Below are 16,722 nucleotides of genomic sequence, written 5' to 3' on the forward strand. Positions count from 1 at the left end.
CCAGTAGATCACACTTCATCGTGCTTTTCATTTTTCTGGGGAACCCTCAGCCCAACGGGAGAGGGAGTAACCGTTCCCTCTCCCGTTGGGAGAGGGTTAGGGTGAGGGAAATCACACTCTGCGGTCTCTCGTGAAAAGTACCTGCCGTTGTCCCAATCGTCCCTTCACGTTCCGCCCCTCTCACGCTTCAATTAAACAACAAAAACAAAACATAAATTTAACAAACCAATTCCGATACGAGGTCCCTATGAAGCCTGAAGAGTTCCGCGCTGATACCAAACGCCCGTTAACCGGCGAAGAGTATTTAAAAAGCCTGCAGGATGGCCGCGAGATTTATATCTACGGCGAGCGCGTTAAAGACGTCACCACCCATCCGGCGTTTCGCAATGCGGCGGCCTCCATCGCGCAGATGTACGACGCGCTGCACAAACCGGACATGCAGGACACGCTGTGCTGGGGCACCGACACCGGCAGCGGCGGTTACACCCATAAGTTCTTCCGCGTGGCGAAAAGCGCCGACGACCTGCGTCAGCAGCGAGACGCCATCGCCGAGTGGTCTCGCCTGAGCTACGGCTGGATGGGCCGCACGCCGGACTACAAAGCCGCGTTCGGCTGCGCGCTCGGCGCAAACCCGGCCTTCTACGGCCAGTTCGAGCAAAATGCCCGTAACTGGTATACCCGCATTCAGGAAACCGGCCTGTACTTTAACCACGCTATCGTCAACCCGCCTATCGACCGCCACAAACCGGCGGACGAGGTGAAAGACGTCTATATCAAGCTGGAAAAAGAGACCGACGCCGGGATCATCGTCAGCGGTGCCAAAGTGGTTGCCACCAACTCGGCGCTGACCCACTACAACATGATCGGCTTTGGCTCCGCGCAGGTGATGGGCGAAAACCCGGACTTTGCGCTGATGTTCGTCGCGCCAATGGATGCCGAAGGGGTGAAGCTGATCTCCCGCGCCTCCTACGAGATGGTGGCTGGCGCTACCGGCTCGCCGTACGACTACCCGCTCTCCAGCCGTTTTGATGAGAACGACGCGATCCTGGTGATGGATAATGTACTGATCCCATGGGAAAACGTGCTGATCTACCGCGATTTCGACCGCTGCCGTCGCTGGACTATGGAAGGCGGTTTTGCCCGCATGTACCCACTGCAGGCCTGCGTGCGTCTGGCGGTGAAGCTCGACTTCATCACCGCCCTGCTGAAAAAATCGCTGGAGTGTACCGGCACCCTGGAGTTCCGCGGCGTGCAGGCAGATCTCGGCGAAGTGGTCGCCTGGCGCAATATGTTCTGGGCGCTGAGCGACTCCATGTGTTCCGAAGCCACGCCGTGGGTGAACGGTGCGTACCTGCCGGATCACGCGGCGCTGCAAACCTATCGCGTGATGGCGCCAATGGCCTACGCGAAGATTAAAAACATCATCGAACGTAACGTCACCAGCGGGCTGATCTACCTGCCATCCAGCGCACGGGATCTGAACAACCCGCAGATCGATCAGTATCTGGCGAAGTACGTGCGCGGATCCAACGGCATGGATCACGTCGAACGCATCAAGATTTTGAAGCTGATGTGGGATGCCATCGGCAGCGAATTTGGCGGCCGTCACGAGCTGTATGAGATCAACTACTCCGGCAGCCAGGACGAAATTCGCCTGCAGTGTCTGCGCCAGGCGCAAAGCTCCGGCAACATGGACAAAATGATGGCGATGGTCGACCGCTGCATGTCTGAGTACGACCAACACGGCTGGACGGTGCCACACCTGCACAACAACAGCGATATCAACATGCTGGACAAGCTGCTGAAATAACGCAGCGGGAGGTTTCAATGCATTCAGATGAACAACGCCTGCGTTTTCGCGACGCCATGGCCAGCCTGTCGGCCGCGGTGAATGTCATCACCACGGCGGGCGATGCCGGACGCTGCGGGATCACCGCCACTGCCGTCTGCTCGGTAACGGATTCCCCGCCGTCGGTCATGGTCTGTATCAACGCCAACAGCGCCATGAACCCGGTGTTTCAGGGCAACGGCAAACTGTGCGTGAATGTGCTCAACCACGAGCAGGAGATCATGGCTCGCCACTTCGCCGGTATGACCGGGATGGCCATGGAGGAGCGCTTTACCCTCTCCTGCTGGCAGAAAGGTCCTCTGGCGCAACCGGTGCTGAAAGGGGCGCTGGCAAGCCTGGAAGGCGAGATAAGTCAGGTGCAAACCATCGGCACGCATCTGGTTTATCTTGTTGAAATTAAAAATATCATCCTCAGTGAAGAGGGCCACGGCCTGATCTATTTCAAACGCCGTTTCCACCCGGTAATGATGGAGCCGGAAGCAGCCGTGTGATCCCCTCTCGCGCTGGCCCTCCTGAGGCCAGCGCGCCTTTCTGCAAAAATTCCTAAGGTTTCCGCTAAATCACGCCGTTATATAGCCATAAGAGAAATTTTCTGTGCCTGAATACTGACACGCTGTGTCAGTGCTACCCGCATCATTCAGCGCATACCCTAATATACAGGAAGACCTTATGGCTAAAACGACGCGGAGCCGCTCGGCTGAACGTCTGGTCGATATTCTCCTTGAGCTACATTTAAACGGTGTGATAAACCGCAGTGCGCTGATGGAGAAATTTAATATTACCGAGCGTACCGTCTACCGGGATTTAAATGCGCTCTCCCCGATTGTGGAACATACCGGAAACGGGCTATATCGGCTGATCCATTCCGCGCAATCGCCCGGCGGACAAGGATTACACCATACCCTTGCTAACTTCCTGAATGCTGATAGCTTTTTCCCCGAAAGAAACGCGGAGTTTTGGGAGAAACTCGAAAACCGCGTTGACGAAAATCATATTCTTATTCTCGCCAACGAGGCGGAGCACACGGCGGAACGTGATATTCGTCGCCATTTATCCAACATTGAAAAATCGATTAAAAACTGTAATGTTTGCCAGATCGTTTATAAAGGCAAAACCCGGCTGATTAACCCCTATAAACTCATTAACAAAAAAAATATATGGTATTTACAAGCTACCGAAAATAGCCGGTTAAAATCCTTCTCATTGAGTCAGATTCGCTGGCTTGATATTCAGAAACGCACCTTTACGCCGGACGAAAATGTGATCGGGCTGTTGGAAAAAAACCTCGATCCGTGGGTATCGGAAGATACTTTCGAGGTGAAAATATTTATTAAGGATAATATTTCACACTACTTCCTGCGCCGCGATCTCCTCCCGGCACAAGAGCTGCTGGAGGAGCAACACGACGGCGTGACGCTGCGCTGTCAGGCAGCACATGAAAACCAGATCCTGCCGCTGCTGTTCTACTGGTTACCCAACATTCAGATCCTGGAGCCAGCCTGGCTTAAGGAAAAGCTGGTTAAAACGCTGGAAGGTTACCTGGCGGGGAGCGCAGCCACGGTAACCGGGTGATCTGTATCACATTATTTCTCCCGCTGGTGGCGAGCCTGAACCACTCGCCGCCCCCTTTGACCGCTCACCAGGCACTTTCAACCACTCACCCATTTTCTCCCCTTTACGCGCGCAAGCTTCTGGCACGATCGCTCCAGCATTACTCAATACCTCCTCACAACGAACCCTGACCCTTTTTTCTTTACATAAAAAACCAGGTCTTACTATGGATACTAAAAAACTACTGAAGCACGTGCCCTGGGCCTTACTCGGGATCCTCGGCGCTTTCTGTCTGGCGGTTGTCGCATTACGCCGGGGCGAACACGTAAGCGCCCTGTGGATCGTGGTCGCGTCGGTTTCCGTCTACCTTGTGGCTTATCGCTACTACAGCTTATACATCGCGCAGAAGGTCATGAAACTCGACCCGACGCGTGCCACCCCGGCGGTCATTAACAATGACGGCCTGAACTACGTGCCAACCAACCGCTATGTTCTGTTTGGTCACCACTTTGCCGCCATTGCAGGCGCTGGCCCGCTGGTCGGCCCGGTACTGGCCGCGCAGATGGGCTACCTGCCGGGTACCCTGTGGCTGCTCGCTGGTGTAGTGCTGGCGGGTGCAGTGCAGGACTTTATGGTGCTGTTTATCTCCTCGCGCCGTAACGGTTCGTCGCTGGGTGAGATGATCAAAGAAGAGATGGGCCGCGTGCCGGGTACCATCGCCCTCTTCGGCTGCTTCCTGATTATGATCATCATCCTCGCGGTGCTGGCACTAATCGTGGTGAAAGCGCTGGCTGAAAGTCCGTGGGGCGTCTTTACCGTCTGCTCTACCGTGCCGATTGCGCTGTTCATGGGGATCTACATGCGCTTCCTGCGCCCTGGCCGCGTCGGCGAGGTGTCGGTCATTGGTATCGTGCTGCTGGTTGCCTCTATCTACTTCGGCGGTGTGATTGCGCACGACCCGTACTGGGGTCCGGCGCTGACCTTTAAAGACACCACCATCACCTTTGCCCTGATTGGTTACGCGTTTATTTCTGCCCTTCTGCCGGTATGGCTGATTCTGGCTCCGCGTGACTATCTGGCGACCTTTCTGAAAATCGGCGTCATCGTCGGGCTGGCGATCGGTATTGTGATCATCAACCCTGAACTGAAAATGCCGGCGGTGACCCAGTACATTGACGGTACCGGTCCGCTGTGGAAAGGCGCCCTGTTCCCGTTCCTGTTTATCACCATCGCCTGTGGTGCCGTTTCTGGCTTCCACGCGCTGATCTCCTCCGGCACCACGCCGAAGCTGATGGCCAACGAAACCGACGCGCGTTTCATCGGTTACGGTGCCATGCTGATGGAATCCTTCGTGGCGATCATGGCGCTGGTGGCTGCGTCTATCATCGAACCGGGTCTTTACTTCGCGATGAACACCCCGCCGGCAGGCCTGGGCATCACCATGCCAAACCTGCATGAGATGGGCGGTGACAACGCGGCGCTGATTATGGCGCAGTTGAAGGACGCCAGCGCCCACGCGGCGGCGACCGTCAGTTCCTGGGGCTTTGTGATTTCGCCTGAGCAGATCATGCAGACCGCGAAAGACATCGGCGAACCGTCCGTGCTGAACCGCGCCGGTGGCGCACCGACGCTGGCGGTAGGTATTGCACACGTGTTCCACAAAGTGCTGCCATGGGCGGACATGGGCTTCTGGTACCACTTCGGTATTCTGTTCGAAGCGTTGTTCATCCTCACCGCGCTGGACGCCGGTACCCGTGCAGGCCGCTTTATGCTGCAGGATCTCTTGGGGAACTTCGTGCCGTTCCTGAAGAAAACCGACTCGCTGGTGGCGGGCGTGCTGGGTACTGCGGGCTGCGTTGGCCTGTGGGGTTACCTGCTGTACCAGGGCGTTGTTGACCCACTCGGCGGCGTGAAGAGCCTGTGGCCGCTGTTCGGTATCTCTAACCAGATGCTGGCAGCCGTTGCCCTGGTGCTCGGCACCGTGGTACTGGTGAAGATGAAACGCACCAAATACATCTGGGTCACCGTGGTGCCTGCGCTGTGGCTGCTGCTCTGCACCACCTGGGCGCTGGGCCTGAAACTGTTCAGCAGCAACCCGCAGCTGGAAGGCTTCTTCTACATGGCTAACCAGTACAAAGCGAAAATTGCCGCCGGTGGCGCGGATCTCACCGCCCAGCAGATTGCCAACATGAACCATATCGTGGTGAACAACTACACCAACGCGGGTCTGAGCATTCTGTTCCTGGTGGTGGTTTACAGCATTATCTTCTACGGCATCAAAACCTGGATGAAAGTGCGTAACGCTGAAGGTCGTACGGACAAAGAGACCCCGTACGTGCCGGTACCGGAAGGCGGCGTGAAGACCTCTTCGCACCATTAATCCAGCATGTAACTGTAAGCCCGGATCGCTGCGCGCCACCGGGCTTTTTCTTATCAGGACAGGTTATGTTTGGTAACTTAGGCGAAGCAAAAAAATACCTCGGTCAGGCAGCGAAAATGCTGATTGGCATTCCGGACTATGACAACTACGTTGAGCATATGAAAACCAACCACCCGGATAAGCCCTACATGACCTACACTGAATTCTTCCGCGAGCGTCAGGAAGCGCGCTACGGCGGAAGTGGAGAAGGCGGCGTCCGCTGCTGCTAAAGGAGAGACCATGACCCCGATTGCCGTCACCCTGTTGACCGGTTTCCTCGGCGCCGGTAAAACCACCCTGCTGCGCCACATTCTCAACGCGCAGCACGGTTTCAAAATCGCCGTGATCGAAAACGAGTTCGGCGAAGTCTCCGTTGACGACCAGCTGATTGGCGATCGCGCCACGCAGATCAAAACCCTGACCAACGGCTGCATCTGCTGTACCCGCTCTAACGAACTCGAAGATGCCCTGCTGGACCTGCTCGACAGCCGCGATCGTGGGGACATCCACTTTGACCGCCTGGTGATTGAATGCACCGGCATGGCCGACCCCGGCCCGATTATTCAGACCTTTTTCTCACATGACATCCTTTGCCAGCGCTACCTGTTGGACGGCGTGATTGCCCTGGTCGACGCGGTTCACGCCGACGATCAGATGAACCAGTTTACCATCGCCCAGTCTCAGGTGGGCTACGCCGACCGCATCCTGCTGACCAAAACCGACGTGGCGGGCGAGAGCGTTAAACTGCGCGAGCGCCTGGCACGCATCAACGCCCGCGCACCGGTATACACCGTGACGCACGGCGATATCGACCTGTCTCAACTGTTCAACACCAACGGTTTTATGCTGGAAGAGCATGTCACCTCAAAACCGCGTTTTCACTTTATGGCGGATAAGCAGAACGACGTAGCGTCGATTGTGGTGGAGCTGGATTACCCGGTAGACATCAGCGAGGTCTCCCGCGTGATGGAGAACCTGCTCCTGTCGTTTGCCGATAAGCTGCTGCGCTACAAAGGCATGCTGTGGATCGACGACGAACCAAACCGCCTGCTGTTCCAGGGCGTACAGCGGCTGTACAGCGCGGACTGGGACAGACCCTGGGGCGACGAGCCGCCGCGCAGCGTGATGGTGTTTATTGGCATCCAGCTGCCGGAAGAGGAAATTCGGGCGGCGTTTGCGGGGCTGAAGAGATAACCGCCCAGCATCCCCTCTCCCTTTGGGAGAGGGTTAGGGTGAGGGGTAAACCTTATTTCACCGCCTCCGGCAGCGTCACAATCCACAACTCACTGTCAGACGCCGGTTTCTCCAGCGGCTTCACGCTAAGGGTCGTCTCAACCGGCTTATCATCCAGCGTCAGCTTTCCTTCCACGTTCACCCGATAATCCTTGAGCTTCTTGCCCTCGACCGGATGTTGCATCGCCACCTTCACGCCAAAGTCGTTATCGTTCGCCACCGCCAGCGTTTTGCTGTCTATCAGCGCCAGCCCTTCAGCCTTTTCCTGCTGCCAGCCCAGGGCGCGCAGATCAACAACCTGCGTTTTCTGCGCAAGGGTAATGCCGCGCTGTGCCAGGGTTTTCTCATCATCAAACTCCGGATACTCGCCCGGCTTGTCGAAACCTGACAGGTCGCTCGCCTTACTGAGATCGACCTTGTAAATCAGGTTACGCATTCCGTCGTTTTTATCGCTTCCCTGTTCAATCAGCAGGATGTGCTGGTCATCAAGCGCCACGATGTCGCCGATTTTAGCGTCGCTGTTTTTGCTGTAGGCCGCGCTGTCGATGGGATAACCGTACATTGCGGTTTTTCCGCTTGCCGGATCAAAGCTCACCAGACGCGTAAACAGCGCCTTTTTCTTGCTCTTACCGTCGATATCCAGCGTACTTTGCACGGCGGCAATAATACGCCCGTCCGGCATACGGGTGAGGCCTTCAAAGCCGCGGTTCGCCTGACGCCATTTGAGGATATTTGGCAAACCGCCCGCAATTGCTTTTTCCCCTTCCGCCGCCTGCGGACCGTGGATCGCCAGGATTTTCCCTTTACTGTCGATGTTAATCAGGAACGGGCCATACTCATCGCACAGCCAGTAACCGCCTTTACCGTCCGGGGTGATCCCTTCCGTATCCAGCCCGCGATTATCCCCCTTCAGCCTCTTTAACGTGTCGCTGAAGGCCACTTCATTGGTGGATCCAATCACGTCGCTTTCCAGCGGCAGACCGTTGATCGCGCCTTTATCGTCATGCAGAGGACGGGCATCAATGGCCTCCGCTTTGCCGTTTTGTACACGAATCGTCATCAGCAGCGGCGCGAAATCTGGCGTAACGAAAATTTTGGCTTCGTTTTTACCCACTTTCGGTGAATCCGCGTTCGGACCGCGATCGGTAATGGTGGCGAAGGTCAGGGCATCGCCCTGTTTCCCGGTGAACAGCAGGCCAGAACCTATCCCAACCGGAAGGCCGTTCGGGAATGCACTGGCAAATGCGCCGGTGTCGTTCACGTGTGTGCCTTCTGGAAAACTGACGACATAGCGCTCAGCCGTAGGCTGCGCCGCGAGGGCAGAGAAAGAGAGCACACAACCGATTAGCACAGGAATAATTTTTCTTTTCATATTGTTAGCATCCATAAAGTGAAGCTCACACCGTAAAGAAGAAACGTGTCAGGAAAATGACATCGAATGGCAACATTGCGCGGGCCGGAGCGCCAAAGAAATGTAAAGCTCTGTTGTTATCTGTAACAGCGGAAACATTTCTGGAAATTATTAGAAACCCAATTAATTCGCTGCGAACCACTCTTTCTGCTCTCGTTCAGATTATGTTTAGCTAAAAAAATAAACACTTTCTAAACGCCAAATCATTACCCGTTGACGACCTCTCAACCCAACACTCTCGCAACACCAACAAATTAAAAAATTAACAAAACCAGCATAAAACGGCGACTTTCATCACATTTGCAGTCATTAACATCGCTTGTTAAGGTGCGCCCAGATTAAATTGATGACGAGGCATATGAGATGAAAAAACTGAATATCCTTCTGCTGACTGCGTTGACTGCTGTATCGGGTTCTGCACTGGCTCTGGGTGGCAGCGTTGAGCAGGGTAAAAACTTCACCAACCTCAATCTTGAGATGGGTAAATCCTCATCCGGTCTGTATGTGGAAAGCAACTGGCTGAAAAACACCGATGACGGTACGCAGACCGGCGGTGTGGGTGCAGGTTATAACCTGGGTCTTGGCCCGGTCATGCTGAACGCGGGTGCAAAAGCTATCTATATCGGCCCGAAAAAAGGCGATAACGGCGTGGCGTTCCCGATCGGTGGCGGCGTAAACGTTGCCCTGACCGACAGCATTCATCTGTATGGTGAAGGCTACGTGGCACCAGAAGGGATGAACAACAGCGTGAAAAACTACGTTGAAGCCAACGGCGGCGTAAGCTGGACGCCAGTTACACCTGTGACCCTGAAAGTGGGTTACCGCCACGTAAGCGTTGATGGTAAAGACGGTCGTCCAGGCCACACCCTGATTGACGGTGCGTATGTTGGCGGTGGAGTCACCTTCTGATGAAACACCGCATTACCGCGCTTTGCGTTCTGAGCCTCACGCTTCTGCTCACCGGCTGCGTCCAGTACAAATGGGTGAAACCGGGCGTCAGCGACGCTGAAATGAACAAAAAGCTCACGAAATGTGAAGCGCAGGCGCTGATCGATCTGCCCCCGGATAACGTCGTAACCGGTTCGGACTCGGAAAAAACGGATCTGAAGAACAAGAAAAAGGATATTTCCACGAGCTACACGGTTGAAGACGCCAATGAGGATCGCAGGGCGACCCTCGTAGACAGCTGCATGTTCAAAAGCGGCTGGGATAAAATTGAAGTGCAATAATCTCTAAAAAACCTGCCTACTGGCAGGTTTTTTATTGCCGCTTACTTACGCACCACCACCAGCTTCTGGTTCACAAACTCTTTGATCCCCAGATCCGACAGCTCGCGTCCGTAACCGGAGCGTTTCACGCCGCCAAACGGCAGCTCTGGCGCGGTATCGGTGAGCCAGTTGATATACACCATGCCGGTCTCAATCCGTGACGCCATTTTCTTCGCGCGTTCAATATCCTGACTGAACACCGCACCGCCCAGTCCGTAGTGGGAGTCGTTCGCCAGGGCGACCGCCTCGTCATCGTTTTTCACCACATACATCTGCGCCACCGGGCCGAAGAACTCCTCGAAGTACGCCGGGTTGTCGCGGGAGATATTTGTCAGGATCGTCGGCTCGAAGAAGCTCCCGTCGCGCTGCACCGGTTTACCACCATAGTGTAACGTCGCGCCCTTTTTCACCGCCTCATTGACCTGTTTTGTCAGCGTTTCGAGCGCATCTTTAGACGACAGTGGCCCAAGCGTGGTGCTTTCATCCAGCGGGTCGCCAATTTTCACCTGCTTAAAGGCGTCGGTGAATTTGCTCAGGAAGGCATCGGCAATTTTCTCATGCAGGATAAAGCGCTTCGCTGCGGTACAGACCTGACCGGCGTTGTTAAGTCGCGCGTTCACGCCTGTCTTCACCGCTTTATCAAGATCCGCATCGTCCAGCACCACGAAAACGTCGTTACCGCCCAGCTCAAGGGTGGATTTCTTGATGTGCTTCGCCGCCTGCGCGGCCACCACGCTGCCTGCTTTCTCAGAGCCGGTTAGCGCGGCCCCCTGTACGCGGTCGTCAGCGATGATGTTCGCCACCTGCTCAGACGAGATAAAGAGATTGGTCCATGCCCCTTCCGGCGCCCCTGCCTCACGCACCAGATGAGCAAAGGTTTCGGCACAGTGCGGCACGATACTGGCATGTTTAGCCAGCACCGGGTTACCCGCCGCCAGGTTAGGTGCCAGAACACGCATCAGCTGATAATACGGGAAATTCCACGGTTCCACGGCCATCAGCACGCCGATGGGGTGATGCTCCACCCACGCTTCTCCGAGTTCAGACGGGTACTTCACCGGGGCCAGGAACTGCTTCGCGTTATCGGCATAGTAGCGGGCGATTTGCGCGCACAGCTTCACCTCGCCGCGGCTTTGTTCGATGAGCTTACCCATCTCCTGACTGGCAATTTTAGCCAGCTCCTCGGTGCGTTCGTCGATCAGGTCGGCAAGCTTATGCAGCACCGGCAAGCGCTGTTCAATGTCACCTTTCGCCCACTGCGAATGGTAAAGGGCGTCGGCCGCTTTTAGCGCCGCTTCGATATCCGCGTCGGTATGAGAGGGATATTCTTTGATGAGCTGGTTGGTGGCAGGATTTACTGTCTGATAAGCCATATCGAATCTCCATGTTTTACCGCTTAGGGTAGTAAGGGTAGACAACATGACGGGTGATGGACGTAAAGTTGGGTATATCCGGAAGGTTCTTAGTAGGGCCAGGGCATGGTATAAAAATGTTCCTGACAGGAGCGCCTATGACCCATACCCGACAGATCCGCCAGACCTTTAACCGCCTTCCGGGCCTTGAGCTGCGCAGCACGTGGCAGAGTACCGTGGCGTATAAACGTCATTGTCACCCCCAACTCTCGATTGGCGCGATAGTGGAAGGCCAGACCTGCTGCCGGTGCAATGACACGCAGTACATCCTCCACCCCGGCGATCTCATCGTGATCCCGGCGCATGTGCCGCACAGCTGCAACCCCGTTGCGGGCCAGCCCCGCAGCTATCATATGCTCTATATCGACACGGATTATCCTCTGGCAGAACAGGTCATTCGCGACAGCACGCTGTTTGCTCTTTACCTGAACGTTGTTGAGAACATGTCGGCTAATTCCCTGAACATGCTGATTTCTGCCCTTCCGCGCTGCGCCAGCTGCACGGGTGAACTACGCTCAACCAGCCAGCACATCCAGCAGGCGTTTCTTGCCGATTTAACCAGCCCGCCGTCACTCGACGACCTTGCCCACCGCTTCTCGCTGCGCAAAGAGACGCTGATCCGCACCTTCAGGCAGGACACTGGCCTGACGCCGGGCAGCTTTCTCAACATCTCCCGCGTGGAATACGCCAAAGCGCGGCTCCGCGCCGGGGATGATATTGCCGATGTCGGCTACCAGAGCGGGTTTGCCGATCAGAGCCATTTTCATAAGACCTTTGTGAGCTATACCGCCGCCACGCCGCGCCAGTACGCCACGGGCCGATCAATATCGGACAATAAATAGCGTTTGCATCGCCGTAGTCTGACCTCGGTTTTTTACACAGAGGTTGCTATGGAACTGTTATTCCCTTCCGCTTTTCTCGCTCTGGCGCTGGCGCATTTTGTCGCCCTGTTAAGCCCGGGCCCAGATTTCTTCCTGCTGGTGGGCTACGCGGCGCGCTACCGGGTCCGCGGCAGCGCCGGGCTGTGCCTCGGCATCGCCGCGGGCAACGGGTTGTATATCCTGCTGGTGATTATCGGCTGGAGCGCGCTGCGCCAGTTTACGTGGCTGTTTTCCCTTATCGAGCTTTGCGGGGCGCTGTATCTGCTGTGGATCGGCTCGCAACTGGTGCGCAGCCGCCCGCAAGCGCTGGCGCTGAATGAAACCCACCAGCGCTTCCCCTCACTGCGTAAACAGATCCTGCTGGGGCTCGGCTCGGCGTTATTAAATCCAAAGAACGCCCTGTTCTATCTGGCGCTGATGACGGCGCTACTGGGGCCAAACGTCACGCTGCTTCAGCAGGCGACCTGCGGCGTCTGGATGGTGCTGGTGGTGCTGGTGTGGGATCTGGCGCTGGTATCACTGATGGGGCTACCCGCGGTGCAACAGAGGCTCAGCCGTTCGCTGTGGCTAATTGAGCGGGCGGCGGGCGCGGTATTGATAGGTTTTGGGGTATGGGTGTTGTGGCGGTTTTTGCACTTTCCCCCCGTCTCCCTCTATCCTTAACCCATGGAAAAAATCGCTGAACTCAAACGCGCCAAGCTGCTGGCGCTGTCGCTGCTGCTGATTGCCGTCGCGGCGTTTATCACCACCCTGTTTCTGCCGCAAACCTTCTGGGTGCGCGGCGTGAAGGCCATTGCCGAGGCGGCGATGGTTGGCGCGCTGGCGGACTGGTTTGCGGTCGTCGCGCTGTTTCGCCGGGTGCCTATTCCGTTTATCTCGCGCCATACGGCGATTATCCCGCGCAATAAAGACCGGATTGGCGATAATCTCGGCCAGTTCGTGCAGGAGAAGTTTCTCGACACCCAGTCGCTGGTGGCGCTGATCCACCGCTATGAGCCGGCGCAGATGATTGGCACCTGGTTCAGTAAGCCCGACAATGCCCAGCGTGTCGGGCAGCATCTGATTCAGGTGATGGGCGGTTTCCTTGAGCTGACCGATGACGGGCGTATTCAGCGCCTGCTCAAACGCGCGGTGCATAAGGCCATCGATAAGGTCGATTTCACCGAAACCAGCGCAGTGATGCTGGAGAGCATGACCAAAAACAACCGGCATCAGGTACTGCTGGACGCCATCATCAACCGCCTGATCACCCTGATTCAACGCGATAGCACGCGGGAATTTATTTCAGACCAGATTGTCCACTGGCTTAAGACCGAGCATCCGCGCAAGGCGATGGTGCTGCCCACCGAGTGGCTGGGCGATCAGAGCGCGGAGATGGTGTCAAACGCGGTGAATACCCTGCTGGACGACGTCAGTCATGACCGTACCCACCAGATCCGCCAGGCGTTCGACCGCGCCACGCTGAAGCTTATCGACAACCTGAAAAACGATCCGGAGATGGCCGCAAAGGCAGAGAACATCAAGCATTACCTGAAGAACGACGACGCGTTTAACCGCTATCTGGGTGAGATGTGGGCTGACCTGCGCCAGTGGCTGAAGGCGGATATGCAACGTGAGGATTCCCGCGTGAAGCAGCGCATCGCCAACGCCGGGCAGTGGTTTGGCGAAACGCTGCTCGGTGACGACAGCCTGCGGGCATCGCTCAATGAGCACCTCGAGCAGGCGGCGCACCGCGTGGCACCGGATTTCGCGGCGTTTCTCACTCGCCATATCAGCGACACGGTAAAAAGCTGGGACGCCAAAGATATGTCCCGCCAGATCGAGCTTAATATCGGCAAAGATCTGCAGTTTATCCGCGTCAACGGCACCCTGGTGGGCGGGACAATTGGCCTGATCCTGTTTTTACTCTCGCAACTGCCCGCCGTGCTTGCACATTACTCCGTTTTGGGTGGTGCAATGACGTAGCGCGTCGCCTCAAAGCGATTGAGGATCAAGTGCACCAGAAACACCATCGTCAGCGTTGCCACCAGAGAAAAGGTCACCGAGGTGATGCGGTAGAGATCGCTGAACACCAGGTCGCTGTCCGGGTGCATGTTCTGACCGAACATAATCCCGATGGTGGTGATGCTGGCAAACCCAACGCCGGCTCCCACCTTCTCCATCACATGCAGACGCGCACCAAACGCCAGCCCGAGGCCGATAAGCGGCATCATCAGTAGCATGTGGCTGCTGTGATCGTAGAGGATAAGCTGCACCACCAGAATATAGAGACAGCCCAGCACCACGCCAGCCACGCGCCAGATAGAGCTCATCACCGCGCCGCGATAGTGCATCGGGAACAGAATCAACACACCGGCCATCAGCGCCGAAAGCGAATCGCTTAAATCGCTTATCTGGAAGATAACAAAAATCATTGTCGCAACGGTGCCGGAGAGCAGAGACTCGTGCCGCACGCGGGCATCATCTTTCTCGATCAGCGGCGGCGGCTTGCGTGGCTCAACGTCCGGCAGGAGGTAGTTCATCAGCGCGCTCAGGCATACCGCCATCACACTCGCTTCAATGTTGGAAAACAGCAGCGTGTGCCAGTCGGTGGTGGGATAGCTCATAAAGTTGAGCATCACGCTCTGGCACACCACGCCCATCGACCCGAACAGGAACAGCGGCCCCTTACTCATAAAGCGAAAACGCATGACATACAGGGCAAAAACCACCAGCGTCATGATCACCGGCCACTGGGACAGATAGCCGATAATAATCACCATTTCGACGCAGTTTAGCGATGCGCTGAAGATAAACTGCTTCGCCACATGGCGGTTAAAGACCGGCACCAGCGACAGCAGCATGATGGGGTAGACCACATAAAACACGCCGTAGCTGGTGTTATAGAAACTTGAAATACTCAGCGCGATCATCCCGGCAAAGACGATGCGCAGGGTCTGGCGAAAGTCATTGGCCGTATAGACGATGTTGCCGTGCGGGGTAAAGACCCGCGCCAGCGTGCTAATAGACATAGTGGAGCAGGCTCACCAGGTGGATTTGCATCCCGGAGAAGAAGCGCGCAAACGGCCCTTCGCTGTTGTAGAGCTGCACGGTGGCACGAGCGCCGGTCGGGAGCGGTTTCGGCAGCGTCTCATCCAGCGCCACGTGAATGCGCATTCGCTGAGCGTCGCGCACCCAACGGTTGGAGGTTTCTGGCGCGGACAGTTCGCCGCTCACCGCCTCCTGTCCGGCAAGGATCCCCGCATCGCTGCTGGTCACGTGGGCGCGGAAAACCTGTCCCGGAAAGGCGTCAAATACCACGGCGGCATCGGTCCCCTGATGGGTATGGCGCAGACTCTTCTCACGAAAATCGGCCACAATATCGGTCTGATTATTCACCAGCGCCAGCGCCGCCGAACCGGACGAGGCATAAAACCCGGGGCTTAGCTGCAGGTTGCTGACCGTGCCGTTCGCCTGGGCGTAAACCTTCGTCCAGCCGAGGTTGAGCTCCGCCTCATCAAGCGCGTTACGGTATTTTTGCAGCGTCACGTTGCGGTGCTCTTCCCGCTCGCCACGCTGGATGCGCAGGTTATGGATGTTCGCCTGAATCGAGCTCACGGACTGCTCGCTGCTCTGCCAGGTGGTACGGACCTTATCCAGATCCGCCTGCGAGACGTTCTGTAACGTGCTCAGCTTCTGGTAGCGGTCAAAGGTCACTTTGTCGTTACGCGCGGTCAGCACGGCGGTTTTCAGGCTGGCCTGGGCGGCGGCGATCTGCGCGTCCAGCTGTTCATTGGACAGGCGTGCCTGCTCAAGCGCGATTTGCGCCGCTTCCACTTTATTGCGAAACGGCGTGTCATCCAGCTCAAACAGCAGGTCGCCCCGCTTCACCTGGCTGTTGTTGTGTACGTGCACGGCCGACACATACCCGGAGACGCGCGGAGAAACCGGCGTCACCACGCGCATGACGGTGGAGTCCGGCGTCAGCGGGATCCAGATATCGGCGACGACAAAGTAGACAAACATCAGCAGGAAAGAGGCAATACTCACCCTTACCCAGCGGGCAAACTTTTGTTCAGGAGTCATTATTTTTCGGTCTTGTTATCTTCTTCGCGGATTGTCCGCAAATTGCAGGCGATTTGATTCAAGGTGGCGCTGAAAATTTCGATATGCTCAGGCGCGATGTTTTGCGATACGCGTGTCTGGTACGTCTCAATCACCTGGGTGAGCCTTTTTAGGATGGCTTTTCCCTCAGGCGTCAGCGTCAGAAGCCGGATGCGCTTGTCATAAGGCGATACGGTGCGCAGCAGGTATCCCTGCTTTTCCAGCTGTGTCAGGGTGCGCATCAGCGGCGGCAGTTCAATGCCCTGCACCTCCGCCAGCTCACTCACCGAGACGTTATCCCCCAGTTGATGAAGCTGCATCATTACCGTCCAGCTCGACTGGGTTAACCCGGTATCGAGAATGGCGTCGTCAATAACGGCGCGCCACTGGCGCACAATCATCGCCATCCGCATGCCCATCGGCCTGCGGCAAAACAGTTGTTCTTCACTCATGGGGGGAACCTCTCGAAACACGTCGTCAAGATAATGGTTATCAGGGTAAGTATCAAGAAACGAGAGGCGAAAGAGCAGGAATTGCGAAACGATGTCTCCCTCTCCCGGCGGGCTGAGGGTTCCCCAGTAATTTTTTAACCATAAGCGATAACGCTGCTCTCAG

At 56.4% G+C, this 16,722-nt stretch carries 16 protein-coding genes; 11 read left to right on the top strand and 5 right to left on the bottom strand.

Features of this window, described 5'->3' with window-relative positions; translation table 11 throughout:
* Positions 1–247 precede the first annotated feature (247 nt).
* The 6 genes from hpaB (at position 248) to yjiA (ending at position 7,013) form a co-directional block, all read left to right on the top strand.
* The gene (gene hpaB, locus HX884_RS21345) at positions 248–1,810 is read left to right on the top strand and encodes a 4-hydroxyphenylacetate 3-monooxygenase, oxygenase component (protein ID WP_013095447.1); all 1,563 of its coding nucleotides are present in this window, start codon (positions 248–250) and stop codon (positions 1,808–1,810) included.
* A 17-nt stretch (positions 1,811–1,827) separates the two neighbouring features.
* The gene (locus HX884_RS21350; protein WP_013095446.1) at positions 1,828–2,340 is read left to right on the top strand and encodes a 4-hydroxyphenylacetate 3-monooxygenase reductase subunit; all 513 of its coding nucleotides are present in this window, start codon (positions 1,828–1,830) and stop codon (positions 2,338–2,340) included.
* A gap of 178 nt (positions 2,341–2,518) precedes the next feature.
* A complete protein-coding gene (locus HX884_RS21355; RefSeq protein ID WP_020688847.1) occupies positions 2,519–3,421 on the top strand; it encodes a YafY family protein in 903 nt (300 codons plus the stop codon).
* 205 nt (positions 3,422–3,626) lie between these two features.
* The gene (locus tag HX884_RS21360; protein WP_029882188.1) at positions 3,627–5,780 is read left to right on the top strand and encodes a carbon starvation CstA family protein; all 2,154 of its coding nucleotides are present in this window, start codon (positions 3,627–3,629) and stop codon (positions 5,778–5,780) included.
* A 65-nt stretch (positions 5,781–5,845) separates the two neighbouring features.
* Positions 5,846–6,049, top strand: coding sequence for a YbdD/YjiX family protein (locus tag HX884_RS21365; RefSeq protein ID WP_003856610.1), 204 nt, complete (start codon positions 5,846–5,848; stop codon positions 6,047–6,049).
* A 10-nt stretch (positions 6,050–6,059) separates the two neighbouring features.
* Positions 6,060–7,013 (top strand): GTPase, encoded by a 954-nt coding sequence (gene yjiA, locus HX884_RS21370; protein WP_038418630.1) that lies wholly within the window; start codon positions 6,060–6,062, stop codon positions 7,011–7,013.
* Between the two features lie 52 nt (positions 7,014–7,065).
* On the opposite strand, the gene HX884_RS21375 is transcribed toward yjiA, so the two are convergent.
* Positions 7,066–8,424: an esterase-like activity of phytase family protein gene (locus HX884_RS21375; RefSeq protein ID WP_178328757.1), complete on the bottom strand. Its 1,359-nt coding sequence runs from the start codon at positions 8,422–8,424 to the stop codon at positions 7,066–7,068.
* 402 nt (positions 8,425–8,826) lie between these two features.
* Between HX884_RS21375 and HX884_RS21380 the strand changes: the two genes are divergently transcribed.
* Both HX884_RS21380 and HX884_RS21385 read left to right on the top strand, forming a co-directional pair.
* Positions 8,827–9,372, top strand: coding sequence for a YfaZ family outer membrane protein (locus HX884_RS21380; protein ID WP_013095440.1), 546 nt, complete (start codon positions 8,827–8,829; stop codon positions 9,370–9,372).
* Entirely contained in the window at positions 9,372–9,692 is a 321-nt protein-coding gene (locus HX884_RS21385; protein ID WP_178328758.1) for a hypothetical protein, read from the top strand. Before HX884_RS21380 ends, HX884_RS21385 begins: the two co-directional genes overlap by 1 nt.
* A 41-nt stretch (positions 9,693–9,733) precedes the next feature.
* On the opposite strand, the gene HX884_RS21390 is transcribed toward HX884_RS21385, so the two are convergent.
* Positions 9,734–11,104 (bottom strand): NAD-dependent succinate-semialdehyde dehydrogenase, encoded by a 1,371-nt coding sequence (locus tag HX884_RS21390; RefSeq protein WP_038418628.1) that lies wholly within the window; start codon positions 11,102–11,104, stop codon positions 9,734–9,736.
* 137 nt (positions 11,105–11,241) lie between these two features.
* Here HX884_RS21390 and HX884_RS21395 point away from each other — a divergent pair, with 137 nt between their 5' ends.
* Genes HX884_RS21395 through HX884_RS21405 form a run of 3 tightly spaced genes read left to right on the top strand, consistent with a single transcriptional unit; the run spans position 11,242 to position 13,989 of the window.
* Positions 11,242–11,985: an AraC family transcriptional regulator gene (locus tag HX884_RS21395; protein WP_178328759.1), complete on the top strand. Its 744-nt coding sequence runs from the start codon at positions 11,242–11,244 to the stop codon at positions 11,983–11,985.
* Positions 11,986–12,033: 48 nt separating this feature from the next.
* Positions 12,034–12,687, top strand: coding sequence for a LysE family translocator (locus tag HX884_RS21400; RefSeq protein ID WP_178328760.1), 654 nt, complete (start codon positions 12,034–12,036; stop codon positions 12,685–12,687).
* Between the two features lie 3 nt (positions 12,688–12,690).
* Positions 12,691–13,989 (top strand): DUF445 domain-containing protein, encoded by a 1,299-nt coding sequence (locus HX884_RS21405; protein ID WP_178328761.1) that lies wholly within the window; start codon positions 12,691–12,693, stop codon positions 13,987–13,989.
* On the opposite strand, the gene HX884_RS21410 is transcribed toward HX884_RS21405, so the two are convergent.
* Genes HX884_RS21410 through HX884_RS21420 form a run of 3 tightly spaced genes read right to left on the bottom strand, consistent with a single transcriptional unit; the run spans position 13,959 to position 16,559 of the window.
* A complete protein-coding gene (locus tag HX884_RS21410; RefSeq protein ID WP_013095434.1) occupies positions 13,959–15,035 on the bottom strand; it encodes a DUF2955 domain-containing protein in 1,077 nt (358 codons plus the stop codon). The genes HX884_RS21405 and HX884_RS21410 overlap by 31 nt on opposite strands.
* Positions 15,025–16,092 (bottom strand): HlyD family secretion protein, encoded by a 1,068-nt coding sequence (locus HX884_RS21415; protein ID WP_086528209.1) that lies wholly within the window; start codon positions 16,090–16,092, stop codon positions 15,025–15,027. The genes HX884_RS21410 and HX884_RS21415 overlap by 11 nt, the downstream gene beginning before the upstream one ends.
* A complete protein-coding gene (locus HX884_RS21420; RefSeq protein WP_013095432.1) occupies positions 16,089–16,559 on the bottom strand; it encodes a MarR family winged helix-turn-helix transcriptional regulator in 471 nt (156 codons plus the stop codon). Before HX884_RS21420 ends, HX884_RS21415 begins: the two co-directional genes overlap by 4 nt.
* Positions 16,560–16,722 lie beyond the last annotated feature (163 nt).

This window comes from Enterobacter sp. SECR19-1250, from assembly GCF_013391025.1.
Taxonomy (GTDB): domain Bacteria; phylum Pseudomonadota; class Gammaproteobacteria; order Enterobacterales; family Enterobacteriaceae; genus Enterobacter; species Enterobacter cloacae.

Bases quoted from the DNA above. Each gene is read 5' to 3' on its own strand.
- hpaB (WP_013095447.1), top strand. From the start codon at position 248: ATGAAGCCTGAAGAGTTCCGCGCTGATACCAAACGCCCGTTAACCGGC.
- HX884_RS21350 (WP_013095446.1), top strand. From the start codon at position 1,828: ATGCATTCAGATGAACAACGCCTGCGTTTTCGCGACGCCATGGCCAGC.
- HX884_RS21355 (WP_020688847.1), top strand. From the start codon at position 2,519: ATGGCTAAAACGACGCGGAGCCGCTCGGCTGAACGTCTGGTCGATATT.
- HX884_RS21360 (WP_029882188.1), top strand. From the start codon at position 3,627: ATGGATACTAAAAAACTACTGAAGCACGTGCCCTGGGCCTTACTCGGG.
- HX884_RS21365 (WP_003856610.1), top strand. From the start codon at position 5,846: ATGTTTGGTAACTTAGGCGAAGCAAAAAAATACCTCGGTCAGGCAGCG.
- yjiA (WP_038418630.1), top strand. From the start codon at position 6,060: ATGACCCCGATTGCCGTCACCCTGTTGACCGGTTTCCTCGGCGCCGGT.
- HX884_RS21375 (WP_178328757.1), bottom strand. From the start codon at position 8,424: ATGAAAAGAAAAATTATTCCTGTGCTAATCGGTTGTGTGCTCTCTTTC.
- HX884_RS21380 (WP_013095440.1), top strand. From the start codon at position 8,827: ATGAAAAAACTGAATATCCTTCTGCTGACTGCGTTGACTGCTGTATCG.
- HX884_RS21385 (WP_178328758.1), top strand. From the start codon at position 9,372: ATGAAACACCGCATTACCGCGCTTTGCGTTCTGAGCCTCACGCTTCTG.
- HX884_RS21390 (WP_038418628.1), bottom strand. From the start codon at position 11,104: ATGGCTTATCAGACAGTAAATCCTGCCACCAACCAGCTCATCAAAGAA.
- HX884_RS21395 (WP_178328759.1), top strand. From the start codon at position 11,242: ATGACCCATACCCGACAGATCCGCCAGACCTTTAACCGCCTTCCGGGC.
- HX884_RS21400 (WP_178328760.1), top strand. From the start codon at position 12,034: ATGGAACTGTTATTCCCTTCCGCTTTTCTCGCTCTGGCGCTGGCGCAT.
- HX884_RS21405 (WP_178328761.1), top strand. From the start codon at position 12,691: ATGGAAAAAATCGCTGAACTCAAACGCGCCAAGCTGCTGGCGCTGTCG.
- HX884_RS21410 (WP_013095434.1), bottom strand. From the start codon at position 15,035: ATGTCTATTAGCACGCTGGCGCGGGTCTTTACCCCGCACGGCAACATC.
- HX884_RS21420 (WP_013095432.1), bottom strand. From the start codon at position 16,559: ATGAGTGAAGAACAACTGTTTTGCCGCAGGCCGATGGGCATGCGGATG.